This window comes from Microbacterium telephonicum, assembly GCF_003651225.1.
Lineage (GTDB): Bacteria > Actinomycetota > Actinomycetes > Actinomycetales > Microbacteriaceae > Microbacterium > Microbacterium telephonicum.
Genome location: NZ_RCDB01000004.1, coordinates 212,794 through 230,627, shown reverse-complemented (window position 1 = coordinate 230,627; position 17,834 = coordinate 212,794). Strand labels below are relative to the sequence as shown.

General features: G+C 71.9%; 18 protein-coding genes and 1 tRNA gene. 6 read left to right on the top strand and 13 right to left on the bottom strand.

The features are described from left to right. Nucleotides 1-19: 19 nt before the first annotated feature. Both C7474_RS14540 and C7474_RS14535 read right to left on the bottom strand, forming a co-directional pair. On the bottom strand, nucleotides 20-1,195 hold the full coding sequence (locus tag C7474_RS14540) for an alcohol dehydrogenase catalytic domain-containing protein (RefSeq protein ID WP_121061165.1): 1,176 nt from the start codon (nucleotides 1,193-1,195) through the stop codon (nucleotides 20-22). Continuing rightward, nucleotides 1,192-3,360, bottom strand: coding sequence for a catalase (locus C7474_RS14535; RefSeq protein WP_121061163.1), 2,169 nt, complete (start codon nucleotides 3,358-3,360; stop codon nucleotides 1,192-1,194). Before C7474_RS14535 ends, C7474_RS14540 begins: the two co-directional genes overlap by 4 nt. 146 nt (nucleotides 3,361-3,506) lie before the next feature. Here C7474_RS14535 and C7474_RS14530 point away from each other — a divergent pair, with 146 nt between their 5' ends. The 4 genes from C7474_RS14530 to C7474_RS14515 are packed head-to-tail and all read left to right on the top strand — an operon-like array spanning nucleotide 3,507 to nucleotide 6,914. Beyond that, complete coding sequence (locus C7474_RS14530) at nucleotides 3,507-4,013, top strand: transglycosylase SLT domain-containing protein (RefSeq protein ID WP_241965283.1); 507 nt, start codon at nucleotides 3,507-3,509, stop codon at nucleotides 4,011-4,013. Continuing rightward, the gene (locus C7474_RS14525; protein WP_121061161.1) at nucleotides 4,010-4,981 is read left to right on the top strand and encodes a cation efflux transmembrane domain-containing protein; all 972 of its coding nucleotides are present in this window, start codon (nucleotides 4,010-4,012) and stop codon (nucleotides 4,979-4,981) included. The genes C7474_RS14530 and C7474_RS14525 overlap by 4 nt, the downstream gene beginning before the upstream one ends. Continuing rightward, nucleotides 4,981-5,430, top strand: coding sequence for an SRPBCC family protein (locus C7474_RS14520; RefSeq protein WP_121061159.1), 450 nt, complete (start codon nucleotides 4,981-4,983; stop codon nucleotides 5,428-5,430). Before C7474_RS14525 ends, C7474_RS14520 begins: the two co-directional genes overlap by 1 nt. Further along, nucleotides 5,427-6,914, top strand: a complete 1,488-nt coding sequence (locus C7474_RS14515; protein ID WP_121061157.1) for a phytoene desaturase family protein — start codon at nucleotides 5,427-5,429, stop codon at nucleotides 6,912-6,914. Before C7474_RS14520 ends, C7474_RS14515 begins: the two co-directional genes overlap by 4 nt. On the opposite strand, the gene C7474_RS14510 is transcribed toward C7474_RS14515, so the two are convergent. From C7474_RS14510 to C7474_RS14485, 6 genes are all read right to left on the bottom strand, one after another. Beyond that, nucleotides 6,911-7,396 (bottom strand): GNAT family N-acetyltransferase, encoded by a 486-nt coding sequence (locus tag C7474_RS14510; protein WP_121061155.1) that lies wholly within the window; start codon nucleotides 7,394-7,396, stop codon nucleotides 6,911-6,913. The genes C7474_RS14515 and C7474_RS14510 overlap by 4 nt on opposite strands. Nucleotides 7,397-7,399: 3 nt before the next feature. Continuing rightward, nucleotides 7,400-8,200 carry an SDR family NAD(P)-dependent oxidoreductase gene (locus C7474_RS14505; protein ID WP_121061153.1) on the bottom strand — a complete coding sequence of 267 codons (801 nt, stop codon included), beginning with the start codon at nucleotides 8,198-8,200 and terminating at the stop codon, nucleotides 7,400-7,402. 19 nt (nucleotides 8,201-8,219) lie between these two features. After that, on the bottom strand, nucleotides 8,220-9,104 hold the full coding sequence (locus C7474_RS14500; protein WP_121061151.1) for an SMP-30/gluconolactonase/LRE family protein: 885 nt from the start codon (nucleotides 9,102-9,104) through the stop codon (nucleotides 8,220-8,222). Continuing rightward, nucleotides 9,094-10,896 carry a glycoside hydrolase family 15 protein gene (locus C7474_RS14495; RefSeq protein ID WP_241965282.1) on the bottom strand — a complete coding sequence of 601 codons (1,803 nt, stop codon included), beginning with the start codon at nucleotides 10,894-10,896 and terminating at the stop codon, nucleotides 9,094-9,096. Before C7474_RS14495 ends, C7474_RS14500 begins: the two co-directional genes overlap by 11 nt. A 73-nt stretch (nucleotides 10,897-10,969) precedes the next feature. After that, the gene (locus tag C7474_RS14490; RefSeq protein ID WP_121061235.1) at nucleotides 10,970-11,860 is read right to left on the bottom strand and encodes an SDR family oxidoreductase; all 891 of its coding nucleotides are present in this window, start codon (nucleotides 11,858-11,860) and stop codon (nucleotides 10,970-10,972) included. A 62-nt stretch (nucleotides 11,861-11,922) separates the two neighbouring features. Further along, complete coding sequence (locus C7474_RS14485; RefSeq protein WP_121061149.1) at nucleotides 11,923-12,519, bottom strand: TetR/AcrR family transcriptional regulator; 597 nt, start codon at nucleotides 12,517-12,519, stop codon at nucleotides 11,923-11,925. 53 nt (nucleotides 12,520-12,572) lie between these two features. Between C7474_RS14485 and C7474_RS14480 the strand changes: the two genes are divergently transcribed. Further along, entirely contained in the window at nucleotides 12,573-13,793 is a 1,221-nt protein-coding gene (locus C7474_RS14480) for an MFS transporter (protein WP_121061147.1), read from the top strand. Here C7474_RS14480 and C7474_RS14475 read toward each other — a convergent pair. From C7474_RS14475 to C7474_RS14460, 4 genes are all read right to left on the bottom strand, one after another. Continuing rightward, entirely contained in the window at nucleotides 13,784-14,116 is a 333-nt protein-coding gene (locus tag C7474_RS14475; RefSeq protein WP_121061145.1) for a protein-L-isoaspartate carboxylmethyltransferase, read from the bottom strand. The genes C7474_RS14480 and C7474_RS14475 overlap by 10 nt on opposite strands. 89 nt (nucleotides 14,117-14,205) lie before the next feature. Beyond that, nucleotides 14,206-14,925, bottom strand: a complete 720-nt coding sequence (locus tag C7474_RS14470) for a glycosyltransferase family 2 protein (RefSeq protein ID WP_121061143.1) — start codon at nucleotides 14,923-14,925, stop codon at nucleotides 14,206-14,208. Further along, nucleotides 14,922-16,265, bottom strand: coding sequence for a PIG-L family deacetylase (locus C7474_RS14465; protein WP_121061141.1), 1,344 nt, complete (start codon nucleotides 16,263-16,265; stop codon nucleotides 14,922-14,924). The genes C7474_RS14470 and C7474_RS14465 overlap by 4 nt, the downstream gene beginning before the upstream one ends. Further along, the gene (locus C7474_RS14460; protein ID WP_121061140.1) at nucleotides 16,262-17,347 is read right to left on the bottom strand and encodes an acyl-CoA dehydrogenase family protein; all 1,086 of its coding nucleotides are present in this window, start codon (nucleotides 17,345-17,347) and stop codon (nucleotides 16,262-16,264) included. Before C7474_RS14460 ends, C7474_RS14465 begins: the two co-directional genes overlap by 4 nt. Before the next feature lie 93 nt (nucleotides 17,348-17,440). Between C7474_RS14460 and C7474_RS15095 the strand changes: the two genes are divergently transcribed. After that, nucleotides 17,441-17,578 (top strand): hypothetical protein, encoded by a 138-nt coding sequence (locus C7474_RS15095; RefSeq protein ID WP_158597356.1) that lies wholly within the window; start codon nucleotides 17,441-17,443, stop codon nucleotides 17,576-17,578. A 122-nt stretch (nucleotides 17,579-17,700) separates the two neighbouring features. Here the strand turns inward: C7474_RS15095 and C7474_RS14455 are convergent. Then, nucleotides 17,701-17,791, bottom strand: a tRNA-Ser gene (locus C7474_RS14455). Nucleotides 17,792-17,834: the final 43 nt, after the last annotated feature.

The following is a 17,834-nucleotide window of genomic DNA, read 5'->3' as shown; positions in this document are numbered from 1 at the left end:
CTCCCCGGCGTCCGCCGCGTCAGGGCGTGAGCACGACCTTGATGCAGCCGTCCTCCTTGCGCTGGAACGTGTCGTAGAGCTGCGGCGCGTCGGCCAGTGGAGCACGGTGGGTCACGAGGTCGCCCACGCCCAGCGGATCCGCCGGGTCTTCGACGAGCGGCAGCAGCAGGTCGGTCCACCGCTTCACGTTGCATTGCCCCATGCGCATCGAGATCTGCTTGTCGAACATCGTCTTCATCGGCAGCAGGTCGGCGTCGCCGGCGTACACGCCGCTGACCGACACCGTGCCACCGCGGCGCACGGTGTCGATCGAGGCGTGCAGTGCCGCAAGCCGGTCGACGGCGGCGGCGTCCATGAGCTTCTGCGCGACCGGGTCGGGCAGCAGCCCGATCGCCCGCTGCGCGAAGGCGACGCCGGGGTTGCCGTGGGCTTCGAGCCCGACCGCGTCGACGACGGAGTCCGTCCCGCGCCCGTCGGTCGCGTCCCGCAGCTGCGCGACGATGTCGTCGGTGAGGTCGTACGTCTCCACCCCGTGCCGTGCCGCCATCTCGCGCCGCTCCGCAACCGGATCGACGGCGAGCACGCGGTATCCGAGGTGCACGCCCACCCGCGAGGCGAACTGGCCGACGGGGCCGAGGCCCATGACGGCCAGCGTGCCGCCCTCGGGCACGTGCGCGTAGTGCACGCCCTGCCAGGCGGTGGGAAGGATGTCGCTCAGGAACAGGTAGCGCTCGTCGGGCAGCTCCCCGCCGACCGGCACGCTGTTGTGATCGGCCAGCGGCACGCGCAGGTACTCCGCCTGACCGCCCGGCACCTGGCCGTAGAGCTTGGTGTACCCGAACAGCGCCGCGCCGCTGCCGTACTCGTGCACCTGCGTCGTCTCGCACTGCGACTGCAGGCCGCGACGGCACATGAAGCATTCGCCGCAGGCGATGTTGAACGGGACGACGACGCGGTCGCCGACCGAGAGCCGCGTGACGGCGTCGCCGACCTCGACCACCGCCCCCATCGCCTCGTGGCCGAGGATGTCGCCGGCGTCGAGGAAGGGCCCGAACAGTTCGTACAGGTGCAGGTCGGAGCCGCAGATCGCGGTCGAGGTGATCTTGACGATCGCGTCGGTGGGCTGCTCGATGACGGGGTCGGGCACGTCCTCTACGCTCACCGACCGGCGGCCCTGCCAGGTCAGCGCCTTCATGCCGCGCCTCCCTTCTCGGCGGCCTCGACCGCGGCGAGGCGGTCCCACGCGCGGTGCGCGGGCAGGGCTGCGAGGATGCCGTCGGCGAGCGCCGCGGCGTCGCCGCCCACGATCCCGGGGTCGTCCGGCGTCGCGCCCACGGCATCCCGCATCGTCTTCGCACCGTCGGCGATGCCGATCGCCTTGCCGTGCCGATACGCCTCGTCGAGCAGCTGCCGCACACGACGGTCTTCGGATGCCGCGAGCACGATCACGGCGTCGAGCTCGACGCTGGCCGCCGTGGCCGGGGTGCGCTGCACCGGGATCGCCCCGAGCATGCCGCCGTGGGGGGCGATGACCAACGGGACGATCGAGGCCGCGTCGAGGGTCTCACGCACGGCCGCGAGCGCGGCGGCGTCGGTGGCGTCATCGGCGACGATGCCCACGACCCGGCCGTCGACGGGCCACTCTTGACCGACCATGCGCAGCGCAGGGCTCGGCTCCAGCTCGGCGACCTGGATCTCGGCGTCCGGCGCAGGGAGGCCGAGCGCGCCGGCCACCGCCGCGCACAGCTGCGCGTCGATGTTCGCGAGCGCCTGGAGCTGACGTTCCTTGACGGCCTGCTCGTAGCACTTGCCGAGTTCGAACGCGTACGCGTCGGCGACGTGCTGCTGCTCGATCGGGGTGAGCGACCGGTAGAACAGCCGCACCTGCGTGAAGTGGTCGTCGAAGCTCGCCGCCTTGCCGCGCTGCTTCGTCGATTCCGCGACCACGGCGGGCACCTCGATGAAGGCGCCGTCCGCGGCACCGGCGTGGAACGGGCATCCGCCGTCGAGCGAGTTCGGCCGATAGGGCGCGACACCTCCGTGCACGGCGGTCTGGTGCATGCCGTCGCGCAGCATGTCGTTGACGTCGGTGTGGGGCCGGTTGATGGGCAGCTGCGCGAAGTTCGGGCCGCCGAGCCGGGTGAGCTGCGTGTCGAGGTACGAGAACAGACGCCCCTGCAGCAGCGAGTCGTTGGTGACGTCGATGCCGGGCACGAGGTGTCCGGGGTGGAAGGCGACCTGCTCGGTCTCGGCGAAATAATTGGTCGGGTTGGCGTCGAGGGTCATCGTGCCGATCACCTGCAGCGGAACGAGCTCCTCGGGCACGAACTTGGTCGGATCCAGCAGGTCGATGCCCTCGTACATCTCGGTGGGGTCGTCGGGCATGACCTGCACGGCGAGGTCCCACTGCGGGAAGGCACCCGATTCGATGGCGTCGGCGAGGTCGCGTCGGTGGAAGTCGGGATCCTTGCCGCCCAGCAACTGCGCCTCCTCCCACGTCAGGCCGTGCGTGCCCAGCTTGGGACGCCAGTGGAACTTCACGAGCGACGTCTCACCTGCGGTGTTCTCGAGCCGGAAGGTGTGCACGCCGAAGCCCTGCATCATCCGGTACGAGCGCGGCAGCGCCCGGTCGGACATGTTCCAGATGGTGTGGTGCTGCGCCTCGGTGTGCAGCGAGACGAAGTCCCAGAACGTGTCGTGCGCGGACTGTGCCTGGGGGATCTCACGATCGGGATGCGGCTTGCCGGCGTGGATGATGTCGGGGAACTTGATGGCGTCCTGGATGAAGAACACCGGGATGTTGTTGCCCACGAGGTCGTACACCCCCTCGGAGGTGTAGAACTTCGTGGCGAAGCCGCGGGTGTCGCGCGCGGTGTCGGCCGAGCCGCGCGAGCCCAGCACGGTGGAGAACCGCACGAAGACGGGGGTGCGCTCACCGGCCCGCAGGAACGCGGCCTTCGTGATGCCCTCGGCGGCACCGCTGGCCTCGAAGTACCCGTGCGCGGCGGCGCCTCGCGCGTGCACGGCGCGCTCCGGGATCCGCTCGTGGTCGAAGTGCATGATCTTCTCGCGCAGGTGGTGGTCCTGCAGCAGCACCGGGCCACGCGGCCCCGCTGTGAGCGAGTGGTCGGTGGTCGGCAGGCGGGTGCCCTGCGCGGTGGTGAGGAACGCCCCCTGCTGCGCGTGGGCCTCCGGCGCGTCGGCACTGGCGGCACCGGTGGGGGTGTGCGGCTCGGGGCCGCGCTGGTCGGGTTTCGGCGCGAGGGGACCGCGCGGCTCGGTCGGCTCCGCCACGGGCGGCGCCTCGGGGGCGGGCACTCCGGGGATGGTCACGTCGTCGGTGATGCGCTCGTCGGTCATGTGGGGCACGCTAGGAGCCCGCTCGGTCGCGCCCGATGGGCTTGACATCGTCCCGGTCCCGGCGTAGACGAGCGGGACGCCGCGACCTGTCAAGCCCTCGCCGCAGACCGCACCGCGTCGTACGGTCGAAGCACGGAGGAATGAGGATGATGTCGACGAACTTCTCCCGCACCGCACCGCACCGGGTGTGGGCGACGGCGATCACCCTCGCGGTCTCGCTCGCGGTCACGGGCTGCGGCGTCACGATTCCCACCGATCCCGACGGCACGCTCGACCGGGTGCGCTCCTCCGGGGAGCTGAGGGCGGGTGCGACGCCGGTCGGCGATGCGGTGATCGTCGACGGCGATGACCCCCGCGGTCCGCTGGTCGACCTCGTCGAGGACTTCGCGGCATCCGAGGGGGCGACGGTGCGCTGGACGGTCGCCGGCGAGGAGAGCCTCGTCGACGCGCTCGAGGCGGGCGAGGTCGACCTCGTCGTCGGCGGCATGAGCGACGCGACGCCGTGGTCGGATCGCGCGTCGGTCAGCCGCGGCTTCCCCGGCATCCCCGGCGCCGGCGGGAGGTCGCTCGTGTTCCTGGTGCCGCTCGGCGAGAACGCGATGCAGTCGACGTTCGAGACCTACCTCGACGAGCACATCGAGGGCGAGCGATGAAGCGCCTCGGACGCACCGACCTGCCGCCGGGGCAGCAGAAGGCGCTGCACAGCGCCATCCGTTGGGAATGGTTCACGATCGGCTACACGACCGTCACGATCGTCGTGATCGCCTTAGTCGTGGGCGGGTCGCAGGCGATGAAGACGGCGTGGATCGAAGACATGCTCTCCCTCATCCCGCAGATCGCCTTCCTCGTGGCGCTGCTGTTCATCCGGCGTCCGCCGTCGCGGTCGTTCCCGTTCGGGCTGCACCGGGTGATGGGCGTCGGCCACCTCGTGGCCGGGGTCGCGCTGCTCGCCGTCGGCGGCAACCTCGCGGTCGAATCGATCGTCGGTCTCGTCCGCGGCGAGCATCCCGCGATCGGCACCGTCGTGGTGTTCGGCCAGACGGTCTGGCTCGGCTGGTTCATGGTCGCCGTCATGTCGGTCATCGTCATCGGGCCGTTCTTCTACGGCCACGCCAAGGCGAAGCTCGCGCCCGTGCTGCACAACAAGGTGCTGTACGCCGATGCCGACATGGCCAAGGCCGACTGGACGACGACGGTCGCCTCGATCGTGGGGGTGCTCGGCGTCGGCGTCGGGCTGTGGTGGCTCGACGGCGTCGCGGCGCTGTTCATCTCGCTCGGGATCGTCTGGGACGGGTACCGCAACGCCCGCGCGGCCGTGTTCGACCTCATCGACCAGCGCGCCCGCACGCACGACGACGAGGACGAGGACCCGATCGCCGACCGCATCCGCGACGAGCTGCGGCGTCAGCCGTGGGTGCGCGACGCGGGGGTGCGGATGCGGGACATGGGGCAGGTGTTCCACGTCGAGGCGTTCGTCGTGCCGCGCCGCGACCGGGTCTCGACGCGCCGGATCGAGGCGGCACGCCGGGCGATCTCCGACCTGGACTGGAAGATGCAGGACGTGTCGATCGTCGTGGTCGCCGCGCTCCCCGAAGAAGTCGGAGACGACAGGAGGGTCTGATGTCGGTCAACGTGAGACGGATGCGGTGCGCACCGGAGGACGTGTTCCGGGTGCTCGAGCACGGCTGGCTGTACCCGGGCTGGGTGGTGGGGGCGTCGCGGATGCGGGCGGTCGCCGCCGACTGGCCGGCCCCGGGTGCCCGCCTCGCGCACTCCTTCGGGGTGTGGCCGTTCCTCCTCGACGACCAGACGGTCGTGGAGGCGTGCGATCCCGGCCGGCGCCTCGTGCTGCGGGCGAAAGGGTGGCCGATCGGGGAGGCGCGGGTGACGATCGACGTCAAGGCGGCGGGGGCGGGCACCCTCGTGCGCATCCAGGAAGAGGCGGTCCGCGGCCCCGGCCGCCTCGTGCCGCAGCCGATCCTCGACGTGCTGCTGCGCGTGCGCAATCGCGAGACGCTGCATCGCCTCGCGTACCTGTCGGAGGGGCGCGCAGGCGGCGCGGCACGATGACCGGCGAGCGTGTGGATGCCGTCGTCGTCGGGGCGGGGCCGAATGGCCTTGCCGCCGCCGTCACCCTCGCCCGCGCCGGGCTGGCGGTGCGCGTCTACGAGCAGGCTCCCCATCCCGGGGGCGGGACCGCGACGCGGGAGCTGACCGGGCCCGGCTACCGCCACGACGTGTGCTCCGCCGTGCACCCGCTGGCGCTCGAGTCGCGGTTTTTCCGGGAGTTCGGCCTCGCGCAGCGCATCGACCTGCACACGCCGGAGGTGTCGTTCGGCCATCCGCTGGACGGGGGCCGTGCGGCCGTGGCGTACCGGGACCTCGCCCGCACCGCCGCCGGCCTCGGCCGGGACGGCGCGGCGTACCGCGCCCTGGTCGCGCCGCTCGCGGAGCGCTCCACACGCATCGCACGGTTCACGGGCTCGCCGCTGCTGCGGGTGCCCGACGATCCTGTTGCGGCGTTGCTGTTCGGCCTGCGCGCGATCGAGCAAGGCTCGCCGCTGTGGGGGGCGCGGTTCGCACAGGATCTCGCGCCGGCGCTGCTGACCGGCGTCGCCGCCCACACGATCCTGCCCCAGCCGGGACTCGCGGCGGCGGGCGCGGGCCTGGCCCTCACCGCATACGCGCACGCGCGCGGCTGGCCGATCCCCATCGGCGGCAGCCAGGCCATCGCCGACGCGATGGTCGACGACCTCCGCGCACACGGCGGCGAGCTGATCACCGATCACGAGGTGCGCTCGCTCGATGACCTCCCCACGGCCCGCGCCGTGCTGCTCGACGTCACGCCGCGGACGCTCATCCGCCTCGCTGGCGAGCGGATGCCGGCGCGCTACCGCCGTGCGCTCGATCGCTTCCGGTACGGGGCGGGCGTCGCGAAGGTCGACTTCGCGCTGACGGCGCCCGTGCCGTGGGAGCACGCGGAGCTGCGACGGGCGGGAGTCGTCCACGTCGGCGGCACGCGCGCCGAGATCGCCGCCGCCGAGAACGCCGTGCAGCGCGGCGGGCACCCGGAGCGGCCGTACGTACTGGTCGCGCAGCAGTCGCTGTTCGATCCCACGCGCGCGCCGGCGGGCGGTCAGACCCTGTGGACGTACACGCATGTCCCCGCCGGCAGCGACGTCGACCGCCGCGAGGCCGTCATCGCGCAGATCGAGCGCTTCGCCCCGGGCTTCCGCGACGTCATCGTGCACACCGCCTCGGTGACGGCGAGCGACGTCGCGCGACAGCATCCGAACTACCCGGGCGGCGACATCTCGGCGGGCGCGGCGACCTTCGGCCAGCTCCTGCGCCGGCCCGTGCTCAGCCCGGATCCGTGGCGCACGCCGATCTCGGGCCTCTACCTCGCGTCGGCGTCGACGCCGCCCGGTCCCGGTGTGCACGGCTTGGCGGGCTGGTACGCGGCGCTGTCCGCGCTGCGGCACGAGTTCGGCACCCGTGCGCTCCCCGATCTGTCTCCCGACCCCCTGTCACCCGACCCGGGTACGGGCACCTAGTCGGCGTCCACCAACCGCTTCCGCAGGAACACCTGCTCCGACCCGCCGTCCTGCGGCACCCGCTCGCTCTCGCGGTACCCGAGCTTCTCGTAGAGGGCGATGTTCTGCTCGCTCAGCGAGCCGGTGAACAGCTCCGCCTCCCGGCATCCGTGCGCCCGCCCGCGCTCCTCGACCGCCTCGAGCAGGCGCGACCCGATGCCGCCGCCCTGCTGGTCGGGGGCGATCGCGATGCGGCCGACGAGCAGCAGCTCGCCGGAGGCGACCGCGCGCGCGGCCCCGACGATGCGCTCACCCTGCACTGCGACGCACCCCAGGTTCTCGCGCAGCTCGAACGCGACCTCCTCGAGCGACTGCGTCAGCGGTCCCATGTCGGGGTCGCCGTAGATGAGCGCCTCGGTCACGAATGCGGCACGCTGCACGGTCAGCACCTGACCGGCATCCGCTTCGGTGATGGGGCGGATCGTGATCTCGGAGTCGGCCATGGGTCAGATCGTGGCGACGGATCCGGAGTCGACCCGGTAGTTGGAGCCGTTGACGAACGACGCGTGGTCCGAGCAGAGGAAGGCGATCACCGCGGCGACCTCCGCGGGCTCTCCCCGGCGGCCGAGCTCCATGTACGGGCGCTCCTCGGCGAGGAACGACTCGATGGCCTCGTCGACACTCTCCCCCCGCTCCTTCGACCGCTTCTCCATCATCGCGTCGGTCATCGGGGTGTGGATGAAAGCCGGCGAGACGGCGTTCACGAGCAGCCCTTCCTTCGCGTAGGTGCGCGAGAGTCCCTTCATGAGCGCCAGGATGCCGGCCTTGGCCGAGCAGTAGGGGATCTCGTCGTCGTAGGGCTGCACGGCGTCCTCCGAGGCGAGGAACACGAGCCGTCCCCAGCCGCCGGAGCGCAGGTCGGGCAGGAATTCGCGCACGACCCGCACCGGGCCGAGCAGGTCGGTCTCGATCGTCGAGGTCCACCCCTCGTCATCGATCTCGTGGAACAGTCCCTGGGCGCCGGTGATCCCGGCGGACTGCACGAGGATGTCGATCTCGCCGACCGCGGCGCGCACCCGGCGTCCGAGTTCGGCGACGGAGGCGACGTCGGTGATGTCGGCGGCGACGTGGTGCAGGCGCCCCTCCGGGGCATCCAGGCGCGCGGCGGCCTCGGCCAGCGACTTCTCGTCGAGGTCGGAGAGAACGACGGTCGCGCCCTCCTCGAGGAGCAGGCGTGCCGTCTCCCAGCCGATGCCGGAGTCGCCGCCGGTGATGAGGGCGGTGCGTGAGGAGAGTCCGAGGTCCATGGTGTTCCTTTCGATGGGGTCAGGGGGTGGTCTCGCCGAACACGTGCGGCGGGTAGCCGCGCGTGCCGACGTCGAGGGCGAAGATCGAGCCGCTCAGCGGGTGGGCCTCGAGCTGCTCCTCGGTGAGGTTCTCGCGGCCGCTGCCCACGAACAGGGTGGCGAAGTCGGGGCCGCCGAACGCCACGGAGGTGACATTCGGGACGGGCAGCGGATGCCGCCGGTCGACGGCGCCGTCCGCACTCCAATGCACGACCTCGCCGTCGCCGTAGAGCCCGTTCCAGAATCCGCCCTCGCGGTCCCGAGTGAGTCCGTCCGACGGGTGACCGGCGAGGAACGGGGTCAGCTCGCCGAGAGGATCGGCGCCGGGGCCGTACGGCGCGCGGTAGACCGTTCGCGTCGAGGTGTCGGTGAGGTACATCTCGTCCCCGTCATCCGACCACTCGAAGCCGTTCGCGACGCTGAACCCGCCGCGCAGCAGCGCCGCGTCGCCTTCCGCCGTCACCGCGAACAGCGCGGCATCCGGCTCGCCCGAGGTCAGATCCATGCCACCGACGAGGAAGCGCCCGAACGGGTCGACCTTGCCCTCGTTGTTGCGGATGCCGCCGTGTCGGTGCGGGGTCGCCGCGACGTCGCGCACGAGGCGCCCGTCGGCGTCGAGCAGCGCGACGCGGTCCTTCAGCGCCACAACGAATCCACCGCCGGTCGCGGGCTGCACGGCGCTGACGGGCGGAGGGAGTTCGACGACGCGGTCCTCGCTCCCGTCGACGGCGCCGTCCAGTCGCGCCCGGTGCAGCAGGCCGGTCGTGATGTCGACCCACACGAGGTCGTCGGTGCGCTCGTCCCAGAAGATGCTCTCCACGAGCACCGAGCGCAGCTCGCGGAACACGCGCGCGTCAGTGCCCACGCAGCGCCCCCTCGGGCACGACGTCGCGGATGGTGAGGGCGGAGGCCACGACGGCGAGGTGGCTCAGGGCCTGCGGCAGATTGCCCCAGAACGTTCCGTCTTCCGCGTCGATCATCTCGCTGAAGATGCCGACGTCGTTCGCGCGACCGACGAGGTCGTCCATCGCCGTGAGAGCCTCCTCGTGCCGCCCCACGCACGCGAGGGCTCCGGCCCGCCAGAACGCCGACGCGACGAAGGTGTGCTCTTCGCGCCGCATCCCGCTGTACCGGTAGAGCAAAGCGCCGGCTCCGAGCTCGGCGGTGAGGGCGTCGATGGTGCGCGACATCCGCTCGCCGCGGTCGAAGCCGCTTTCGGCATGCAGTAGCACCGAGGTGTCGAGCTCCCGGGAGCCGGGGTACATCGTGTAGGCGCCGAGTTCCTCCGACCAGCACTCCTCCTCGATCCACGCCGCGATCCGGTCGCGTTCGGCGGCCCACCGGGAAGGCTCCCCGGGGATGGCGCCGGCCTCCGCGAGGTGCACCGCGTCACGCAGAGCCTGCCAGCAGCCCATCTTCGACGACGTGTAGTGCTGCAGTTCGGGCAGCTCCCACATGCCCGAGTCGCGCTGGCGCCACAGGTCGCAGGTGCGGTCGGCCGTGCGCGCCAGCAGTCGACCGGTCGCCGCGTCGAGCACGTTGCCGGCGTCGACGTAGGTGCGGCAGATCGCGAACAGGTCGCCGTAGACGCCGAGCTGCAGCTGATCGTGGGCGGGATTTCCTGCCACGACCGGTCCGATCCCCTGCCACCCGGGGGCGTCGAACTCTTGCACCCCGTCGACGACGCCGCCGCGCAGCGTGTACATCACGTGCAGTTCGTCGCCGTGCCGGCGGATGGTCTTCAGCAGCCACGACAGCGCGGCGTGGGTCTCCTCGCGCAGCCCGAAGCGCACGAGTGCGTGCGCCGTGTAGGCGAGGTCGCGCACCCACGCGTAGCGGTAGTCCCAGTTCTTGCCGCCGCCCGGGTTCTCCGGCAGCGAGGTGGTCGCGGCGGCGGCGATGGCGCCCGTGGGGGCGTAGACGAGCAGCTTGAGGGCAAGGGCGCTGCGCTGCACGGCATCCGCCCACGGGCCGTCGTACGAGAACTCGCGCGACCAGGTGCGCCAGCCGGCGATCGAGCGGTCGAGGCTCTCGTCGAGGTGGGTGACATCGGGCAGGTGCAGCGGCTCGTCGTCGGTCGCGACGATGCCCAGCACGTGGCGCGATCCCGGCGAGGTGGTGAACGCGCCGCGGACAGCGGGGAAAGGGGAGGCGCGCGATTCGGCGCGCGGGGTGCCGACGTCGCCGCCGACCACAGCGAGCGTCGTCGTGCCGATCTGCAGCAGATGGTGACCGTCGGCCCGCTGCACCCACGGCGAGGCGGTGCGCAAGCGCGTGCCGGGCCGCACGGCCCAGCGCAGCCGCACCGATCCCTCGACGCCGTCGATGCGACGCACGAGCTGCGACCACGGCAGACGACCGGCGACGCCGGTCACGAGCGCGTCCGTGACCGTGACCGTCCCGGCGTCGGTCGCGAAGGTCGTCTGCAGCACGTTGGTGCCGGCGAGATAGCGCCGGCGCACCGTGTACTCGCCGTCGGGCGCGAGCTCGAGGCAGCCGCCGTCGTCGTCGTCGATCAGCCGCGCGAACACCGGCGTGGAGTCGAGATTCGGCATCGGCATCCAGTCGATCCCGCCGTCGCCGGCGACGAGGGCGACGGTGCGCCCGTCGCCGATCGGCGCGTACGTGCGCAGGTCGTCGCGGTCGGGCACTCTCACCTGCCCATCGTGACACCGGCCGCCGGATCGCCCACGGGGCTTGCGATCCGACGGCCGGTGACGCTACGGCGGCTCAGGTGACGGGCATCCCGCCGGTCACGGCGATGGTCTCGCCCACGACGTAACTCGACTCCTGCGAGGCGAGGAACACGTAGGCGGGGGCGAGCTCGACGGGCTGTCCGGCGCGGCCGATGGGGGTCTGCTCGCCGAAGTGCTCGATCTTCTCGTTCGGCACGAACGCGGGCTGCAGCGGCGTCCAGATCGGTCCCGGCGCGACGCCGTTCACGCGGATGCCGCGCTCGATGAGCTGCTGGGCGGTCGCCCGCGTCCAATTGGCGATCCCCGCCTTCGAGACGGCGTACTCCGCGAGCGAGGGCGACGGCTCGAACCCCTGGATGCTGGAGGTCGTGATGATCGCCGCGCCCGGCTTCAGGTGCGGCGACGCCGCCTTGGTCAGCCAGAAGAGCGGGTAGATGTTGACCTTGACGACGTGGTCGAGGGTCTTCGTCTCGAAGTCGTCGATGCTGTCGACCGTCGGCATCGTGCCGGCGTTGATGACGAGGATGTCGAGGCCGCCGAGCTCCGCGACGGCCTTCTCGACGACGTCGGTGTTCGTCTGCTCGTCCTGCAGGTCGCCGGGCAGCAGTACGGCGGTGCGTCCCTCGGCCCGGATCAGCTCCGCGACCTCCTCGGCCTGCTGCTGCTCGACCGGCAGATACGACAGCGCGACGTCCGCGCCCTCGCGGGCGTAGGCGATCGCGACGGCGCGGCCGATTCCGGAGTCCGCTCCGGTGACGAGCGCCTTGCGACCCGGCAGCCGACCGAAGCCGACGTAGGTCTTCTCGCCGTGGTCGGGGGCGGGATCCATCGGGTGGATGTCGCCCGGACCGGACTGCTGCTGCGGCGGGAACGGCGGACGGGGGTACTGGGTCGTCGGATCCTGTGCGGTGTACATGTCGGTCATGCCGTCACGGTACAAACCGGCGTCCGATCCGAGTGCCCCCTTGCGGCCGGCGAGCACGGATGTTACTCGCGGGAAGCCTCCCGGACCGGACGCGCGAGGATGCGTGCGACGGCGTCTTCGACCTCGCCCGGATCCCGCGGCTCGGCGTCCAGCGCGCGGTGGATCGTGAGCCCCTCGATGAGCGCGTCGAGGATGCGCGCGGTCTCGGGGTCGAAGTGCCGCTCGAGCGCAGCGCGGCTGCGCCGCATCCAGGCGCTCGTGATCGCGCGGTAGGCGGGCTCCCGGGCGGCCAGGGTGTAGAGCTCGTGGGAGAGCACAAGCTCGCGATCGGTGCCGAAGACGTCTTCGCGGATGATGTCGACGACCGCGCGCGCGGCCGCGTCGGCGTCGCCGGCCTCCGTCATCCGTCGGTCGAACCGGTCGGCGACCGTCGCGGCGAAGCGGGAGAAGGCCTCGCCGAGGAGGTCGTCCATCCCGTCGAAGTAGTAGGTCATCGCCCCGAGGGGCACACCGGCCTGCGCGGCGACCTTCCGGTGCGAGGTGCCGGCCACCCCGTGGCGGGAGACGACCTCCAGGCACGCGTCGATGATCCGGTCGCGTCGGTCGGGGTCGTTCGGCCGCCGGCGCCGCGCGCGGGCTGACTTCTGCTGCTGCGCCATCCGACCTCCTATCCGTTGTGTACGAGCGTACACACAATGTGTACAGTCGTACCATGTACTCGCTGCTGTTGGGCATCATCTACGTCGCGTTCGTGAGCCTGGGGCTTCCCGACTCGCTCGTGGGCTCGGGGTGGCCGGTCATGCACCAAGATCTGGGCGTGCCGGTCGCGTTCGCCGGCATCCTCACGATGATCATCGCCGGCGGCACGATCCTGTCGAGCCTCGCCTCCGAGCGCGTCACGCGCCGCTTCGGCGTCGGCGTCGTCACCGCTGTCAGCGTCGGGATGACGGGCGCCGCCCTGCTCGGATTCTCGTTCTCCGACCAATTCTGGATGCTGTGCCTGTGGGCGATCCCGTACGGCCTCGGCGCGGGGGCCGTGGATGCGGCGCTGAACAACTACGTCGCCGTGCACTTCGCCGCCCGGCACATGAACTGGCTGCACGGATGCTGGGGTCTCGGCGCGTCGATCAGCCCCTTCATCATGAGCTACGCGCTCTCGGCCGATCTCGGCTGGCACGCGGCGTACCTGATCATCGGCGTGCTGCAGGCGGTGCTCACCTTCGTGCTGCTGATCAGCATCCCGCTGTGGGGCAAGGTGAAGCCGATCGTCGGCGACGGCGCGGCGCCGGCCGACGAGTCCCCCGACGAGACCTCCGACGCGCCTTTCGCGCCGGAGCGGGCGCACGTGCCCCTCGCTGCGGCGCTGCGCATCCCCGGCGTCGTGCTGATCCTCGTCGCGTTCTTCGCCTACTGCGCACTGGAGAGCACAGCCATCCTCTGGGCGGCGACCTACCTCGTGACCGATCGCGGCGTCGACGCCGTGACCGCCGCCGCGTTCGCGTCGCTCTTCCTGCTGGGGGTGACCGCGGGCCGGTTCCTGGCGGGATTCTTCGCCGACCGCATCGGCGACCGCGCGCTGATCCGCGGCGGCTTCGCGCTGGTCGGGGTCGGCGCGGTGCTGATCGCGCTGCCGCTCGGGACCGACGTGCTCGCCCTCGTCGGCCTGGCTCTCGCGGGGCTCGGCTGCGCGCCGATCTACCCGGCCATCATCCACTCGACGCCCGTGAATTTCGGCCGCCGCAACTCGCACGCGATCATCGGCATCCAGATGGCGGCCGCCTACACCGGCTCGACGTTCGTGCCGCCGCTGTTCGGCGCGGTCTCGGCGGTGACGGGCCTGTGGGTCTTCCCGCTGTTCCTGGCGATCCTGGTCGTGCTGGGGCTGCTGATGTCCGAGCGCCTCAACCGCCTCGTCGACCGCCGTCAGGTGTGAGCGTCTGTGCGCGCCTGCAGGTGAGTGCAGAGGCGTGAGATGTCGGCGAAGTCGTCGGCGAGGTCGCGCACTTGTGAGCAGGTCGCGTCGACCTGCTCGCCGCGGCCCTCGAACACGGCGCGCCAGCGCGGGTGACCATCGGCCACGAAGGCCTGCAGCAGCGTGAGGGTCGGCGCGTGGTGCAGCTCGATGATCACGATCGCGGAGTTCGGCCCCGGCGCGAAGCCGTCGTCGAGAACAGACACCCGATCCCGCAGCCGCAGGTTCTCGGTCAGGAACTCGTCGACCCACTCGGCGACGCGGGCACGATCACGGTAGGGCACAGGCACTCCTCATCAGAACGGGAGGTGTCCGTCACACACCAGTGCCCACCCTACGCGCCAGTAACGATATATCGTCCATCGACACCGGCTCACCCGGGCGTCGTCGATTCCGCGAGCGGGATGAGGTCGTCCCGCAAATAGCGCGCGTAGCCGTCGGGAGCCCGACCCACGGAGCGTCCGCTCGTGCGCACCCAGGCCGCATCCGAGGCGACCGCCTTCGCCCCCGCCGCGCGGGCCGCCTCGACGAGCAGCACGTCCTCGTGCACGGGCGCGGCCGTGAATCCGCCGGCGGCGAGGAACGTCGACGCGCGGATGCCGAGGTTCGCGCCGTGCACGTGCCCGTTGGCGACGCCGGGAGTGTGCGTGCGCCACCACGCGTCCTGCTGCGCCTCGGAGAGGTCGCGGAAGTCCGGCCGCACCGTGCCGATCACCACGTCCGCTCCCCGGCGGCCCAGCCGCAGCTGATGGCTCAGCCAGTTCGGGGGAACCACGCTGTCGCCGTCGGTGTGCGCGAGCCAGACGCGGGCCGGATCGGTCCCGTGCAGGCGTGCGAGCGCGGCGCGCGTCCCCTCCTGCCGAGCGATGCCGACGCAGCGGGCGTCGAGGGCGACGGTATGCACGCCGAGGCCGTCGGCGATGTCGGCCGACGCGTCATCGCAGGCATCGAGCGCGACGACGATGTCGACGCGGATGCCGCGCCGCCGCGGGGCGAGCGCGGCGATCTCGACGGCCTGCAGGCACGCCGCGAGCAGCTCCTGCTCGTTGTGCGCGGGGATGACGACGCCGATCGCGTCGATCGACGTCGTCATCCGACATCCCCCTGCACCCGCCCGGGCGGCGGCGAGGCGGAGGCGGGACGGAAGACCTCGAGCACGAACTCGTCCTCGAGGTGCGTGGACCCACGTCGGAACAACCCGCTCGCGACGATTGCGGCGTGCACGTCGTCGCCGTCGAGAGCGCAGCCCTCGATCGCGGGACGCCAGTGGCAGGCGACGAGCTCTCCGTCGGGGGACAGCGTCGCGGCGATGCGGGTGAGCGCGCGTACGAGCTCGTCGGGCCGCCAGTAGTAGGCGATCTCGGACAGCACGATGAGGTCGGCTTCCCCGTCCGGCCACCAGTCGGGCAGCTCGCCGCGCACGAAGGTCACCCGCGGGTCGTCCACGCGCGCGCGCGCCCGGCGCAGTGCCTCTTCCGAGACATCGACGGCGGTGACCCGGTCGGCGCGCCGCACCAGCTCGGCGGTGAGCAGGCCTGTCGCACATCCGAGCTCGATCGCGCGGGCATAGTGGGGGCGGGTGAGCGTCGCCAGTAGCAGCGCGCGCTTGCGCCGCTCGTACCACCGCGACTCGAACCCCCACGGGTCGTCGTGACGCCGGTAGAAGCCCTCGAACCAGTCCGCGGTGTGCACCGGCGGCTCGTCGTCGCGCGGCGCGGTGACGAACACCTCGTGCGTGCGCTCGAAATGCGACCGCATCCCGGCATGGATGATCGGGGGCGCCCCGCCCGCGGATTCGAGCTGGCTGCGGTGGGCGGCGATCGCGCGACGCTTGGCGTCGACGACGTCCGGCTGCAGTTCCAGCGTCCGCCACGCACGGCCGTCGACGGCATCCGGCGACGACCAGTGCCACATCCAGATCGGGTAGCCGACCACGTCCGCGCCGGAGGCCCGCAGCGCGAGCGCCGCCTCCCCGGCGATGCGGTGGTCGCGGTGGCCGTCACCCCACCACGGCACCGCGACCAGGGTGCGGGCCGCCGGCCCCTCCCCGACGACGTCGGCGATCGCGGCGCGCACCTCTGTGCGGTGCTCGCGCAGCCCTCCGTCGGGCAGGCCCGCGAACCGCACGGTGATGCGCTCCCCGAGGGCGGCGAGCGCCGCGAGCGTCTCGGCCCGGCGGGCTTCGGCCAGCGACGGGGTGTCGGGGTGCGACGCCTCGCCGTCGGTGAGCACCAGCACACTCACCGGGATCCCGTGGGCATGAGCCGTGGCGATGAGGCCTCCGGCGCCGAGCGTCTCGTCGTCGGGATGCGCGGCCACGATCACGACGCGATCGACATCGAACGACAGCGGCGACGCTCGGGACCAGGGCGCTGCTGCCTGCCAGTGCTCTTCCGCGGTACCGGGCTCGCGATGGTCGAAGACGACGCTCATGCCGGCGAGAGCAGTCGGCCGAGTCGGGCGAGGTCGCGTTCGCCGTGGTGCTGGCGCAGGTAGATCCGCAGGTCGGCCACGCGACGCGCGTGCTTGTCGTCGGAGGTGAGCGGGCCGGGGCCGAGCGCCCGGTCGGCGGTCGCGACGATCTGCTCGACCTGCGAGGCTGTGATGGACCGCGCCCGCTCGGCGGTGATGGTGAGATCGCGCCCACCGATGCCGACGTCCACGGCGTCGGCCGCCTCCGCCAGCACCGCCCGCACACCCCAGAAGGCGGCATCCGCCATGCCGGCGAACATGTCGGCGAGCTGGTCGGCGCCGTCTCGCTGAGCGCGGTCGACGACCGCGCGCACGAGCGGGGCCGCCGCTCCCCACCAGACCGCGGCGACGCCGATCCCACCCCAGGCGAACCCGGGACGCTCCAGATACCAGCCGTCCTCGCCGACGGGGACCGCGACGGCATCGTCGAAGTCGACGGCGGCGCTGACCACCTGCGACAGCCCGCGCGAGACCCACGGCCCACGGTGCGCGCGCACCTCGGGGCGGCGCAGCGGCACCGCGAACAGCCGGCGCTGCTGCGGTCCCGTCCACGCGGTGACCAGGGCGTGGCTGAGGTCGCCGGCGAGCGAGCACCAGTTCTTGGTGCCGCTCAGCCGCCATCCGTCGGGCGTCCGCCGGGCGTCGAGCCTCGCCCCCTCCGCCGCATACACGCCCCACGACGCACCCTCGTCCACTCCGATCGCCTCGAGGTCGACGGCGATCGCCTCCTCACGCGCCTGGCCGAGGATGCTCAGCGCATCCAGGTGCGGTTCGAGGATGCGGGCCCCGGTCACGTCGACGGCGGCCGCCGAGGCGAGCACCTCCCACGTCTCCCGGGTACGGCCGCGACCCGGGTGCGGGGCGTCGGCGGCGGCGGCGACCGCCCAGTCGATGGTGGCGCCCAGGTGCACGCCGAGCATCGGAATCATGCGCGCCGAGGCCACGACCGCGGAAGCGGCCGCGCCCGGTCCGTCGCCGAACGGATGCAGCGACAGCGCCTCCGTGGCTTCTTCGAGGGCCACCGACGCCGTCTGCATGCTCATCCGCGCTCCTGTCCGAGGGACTCATCCGAGGGTCGCGACCGACGATAGGCGGCGGAACCGATTCACCGGGGAGGCTTGACACGGGGCGCGACCGTGCTACTCGCGCGACACGCTGCCCGGACGCTACGTTCGGAGTGGGCGGAGTCCCTGGCGCTGGCCGCGAACACCAGCACCGGGATGTACATCACCGACGAGCGCATCATCGCCGAGGGCGACCCCGACCTGTCGTGACCGGCTGGTGCGGTGGCGGACTGCACGAGGCCGTTTCCAGAATCGCTCCCAAGCCACGGTTTCCGGGCAAAGCAGAACCCCCGCGATCCCAGTTTTTTCAAGGGATTGCGGGGGTTCGAAGCTGGCGGTGACGGTGGGATTTGAACCCACGGTAGGGGGTTACCCTACACAACTTTTCGAGAGTTGCACCTTCGGCCGCTCGGACACGTCACCGTCGTCCAGTTTACGACACGATCCGGTGTGCTGCGAATCGGGC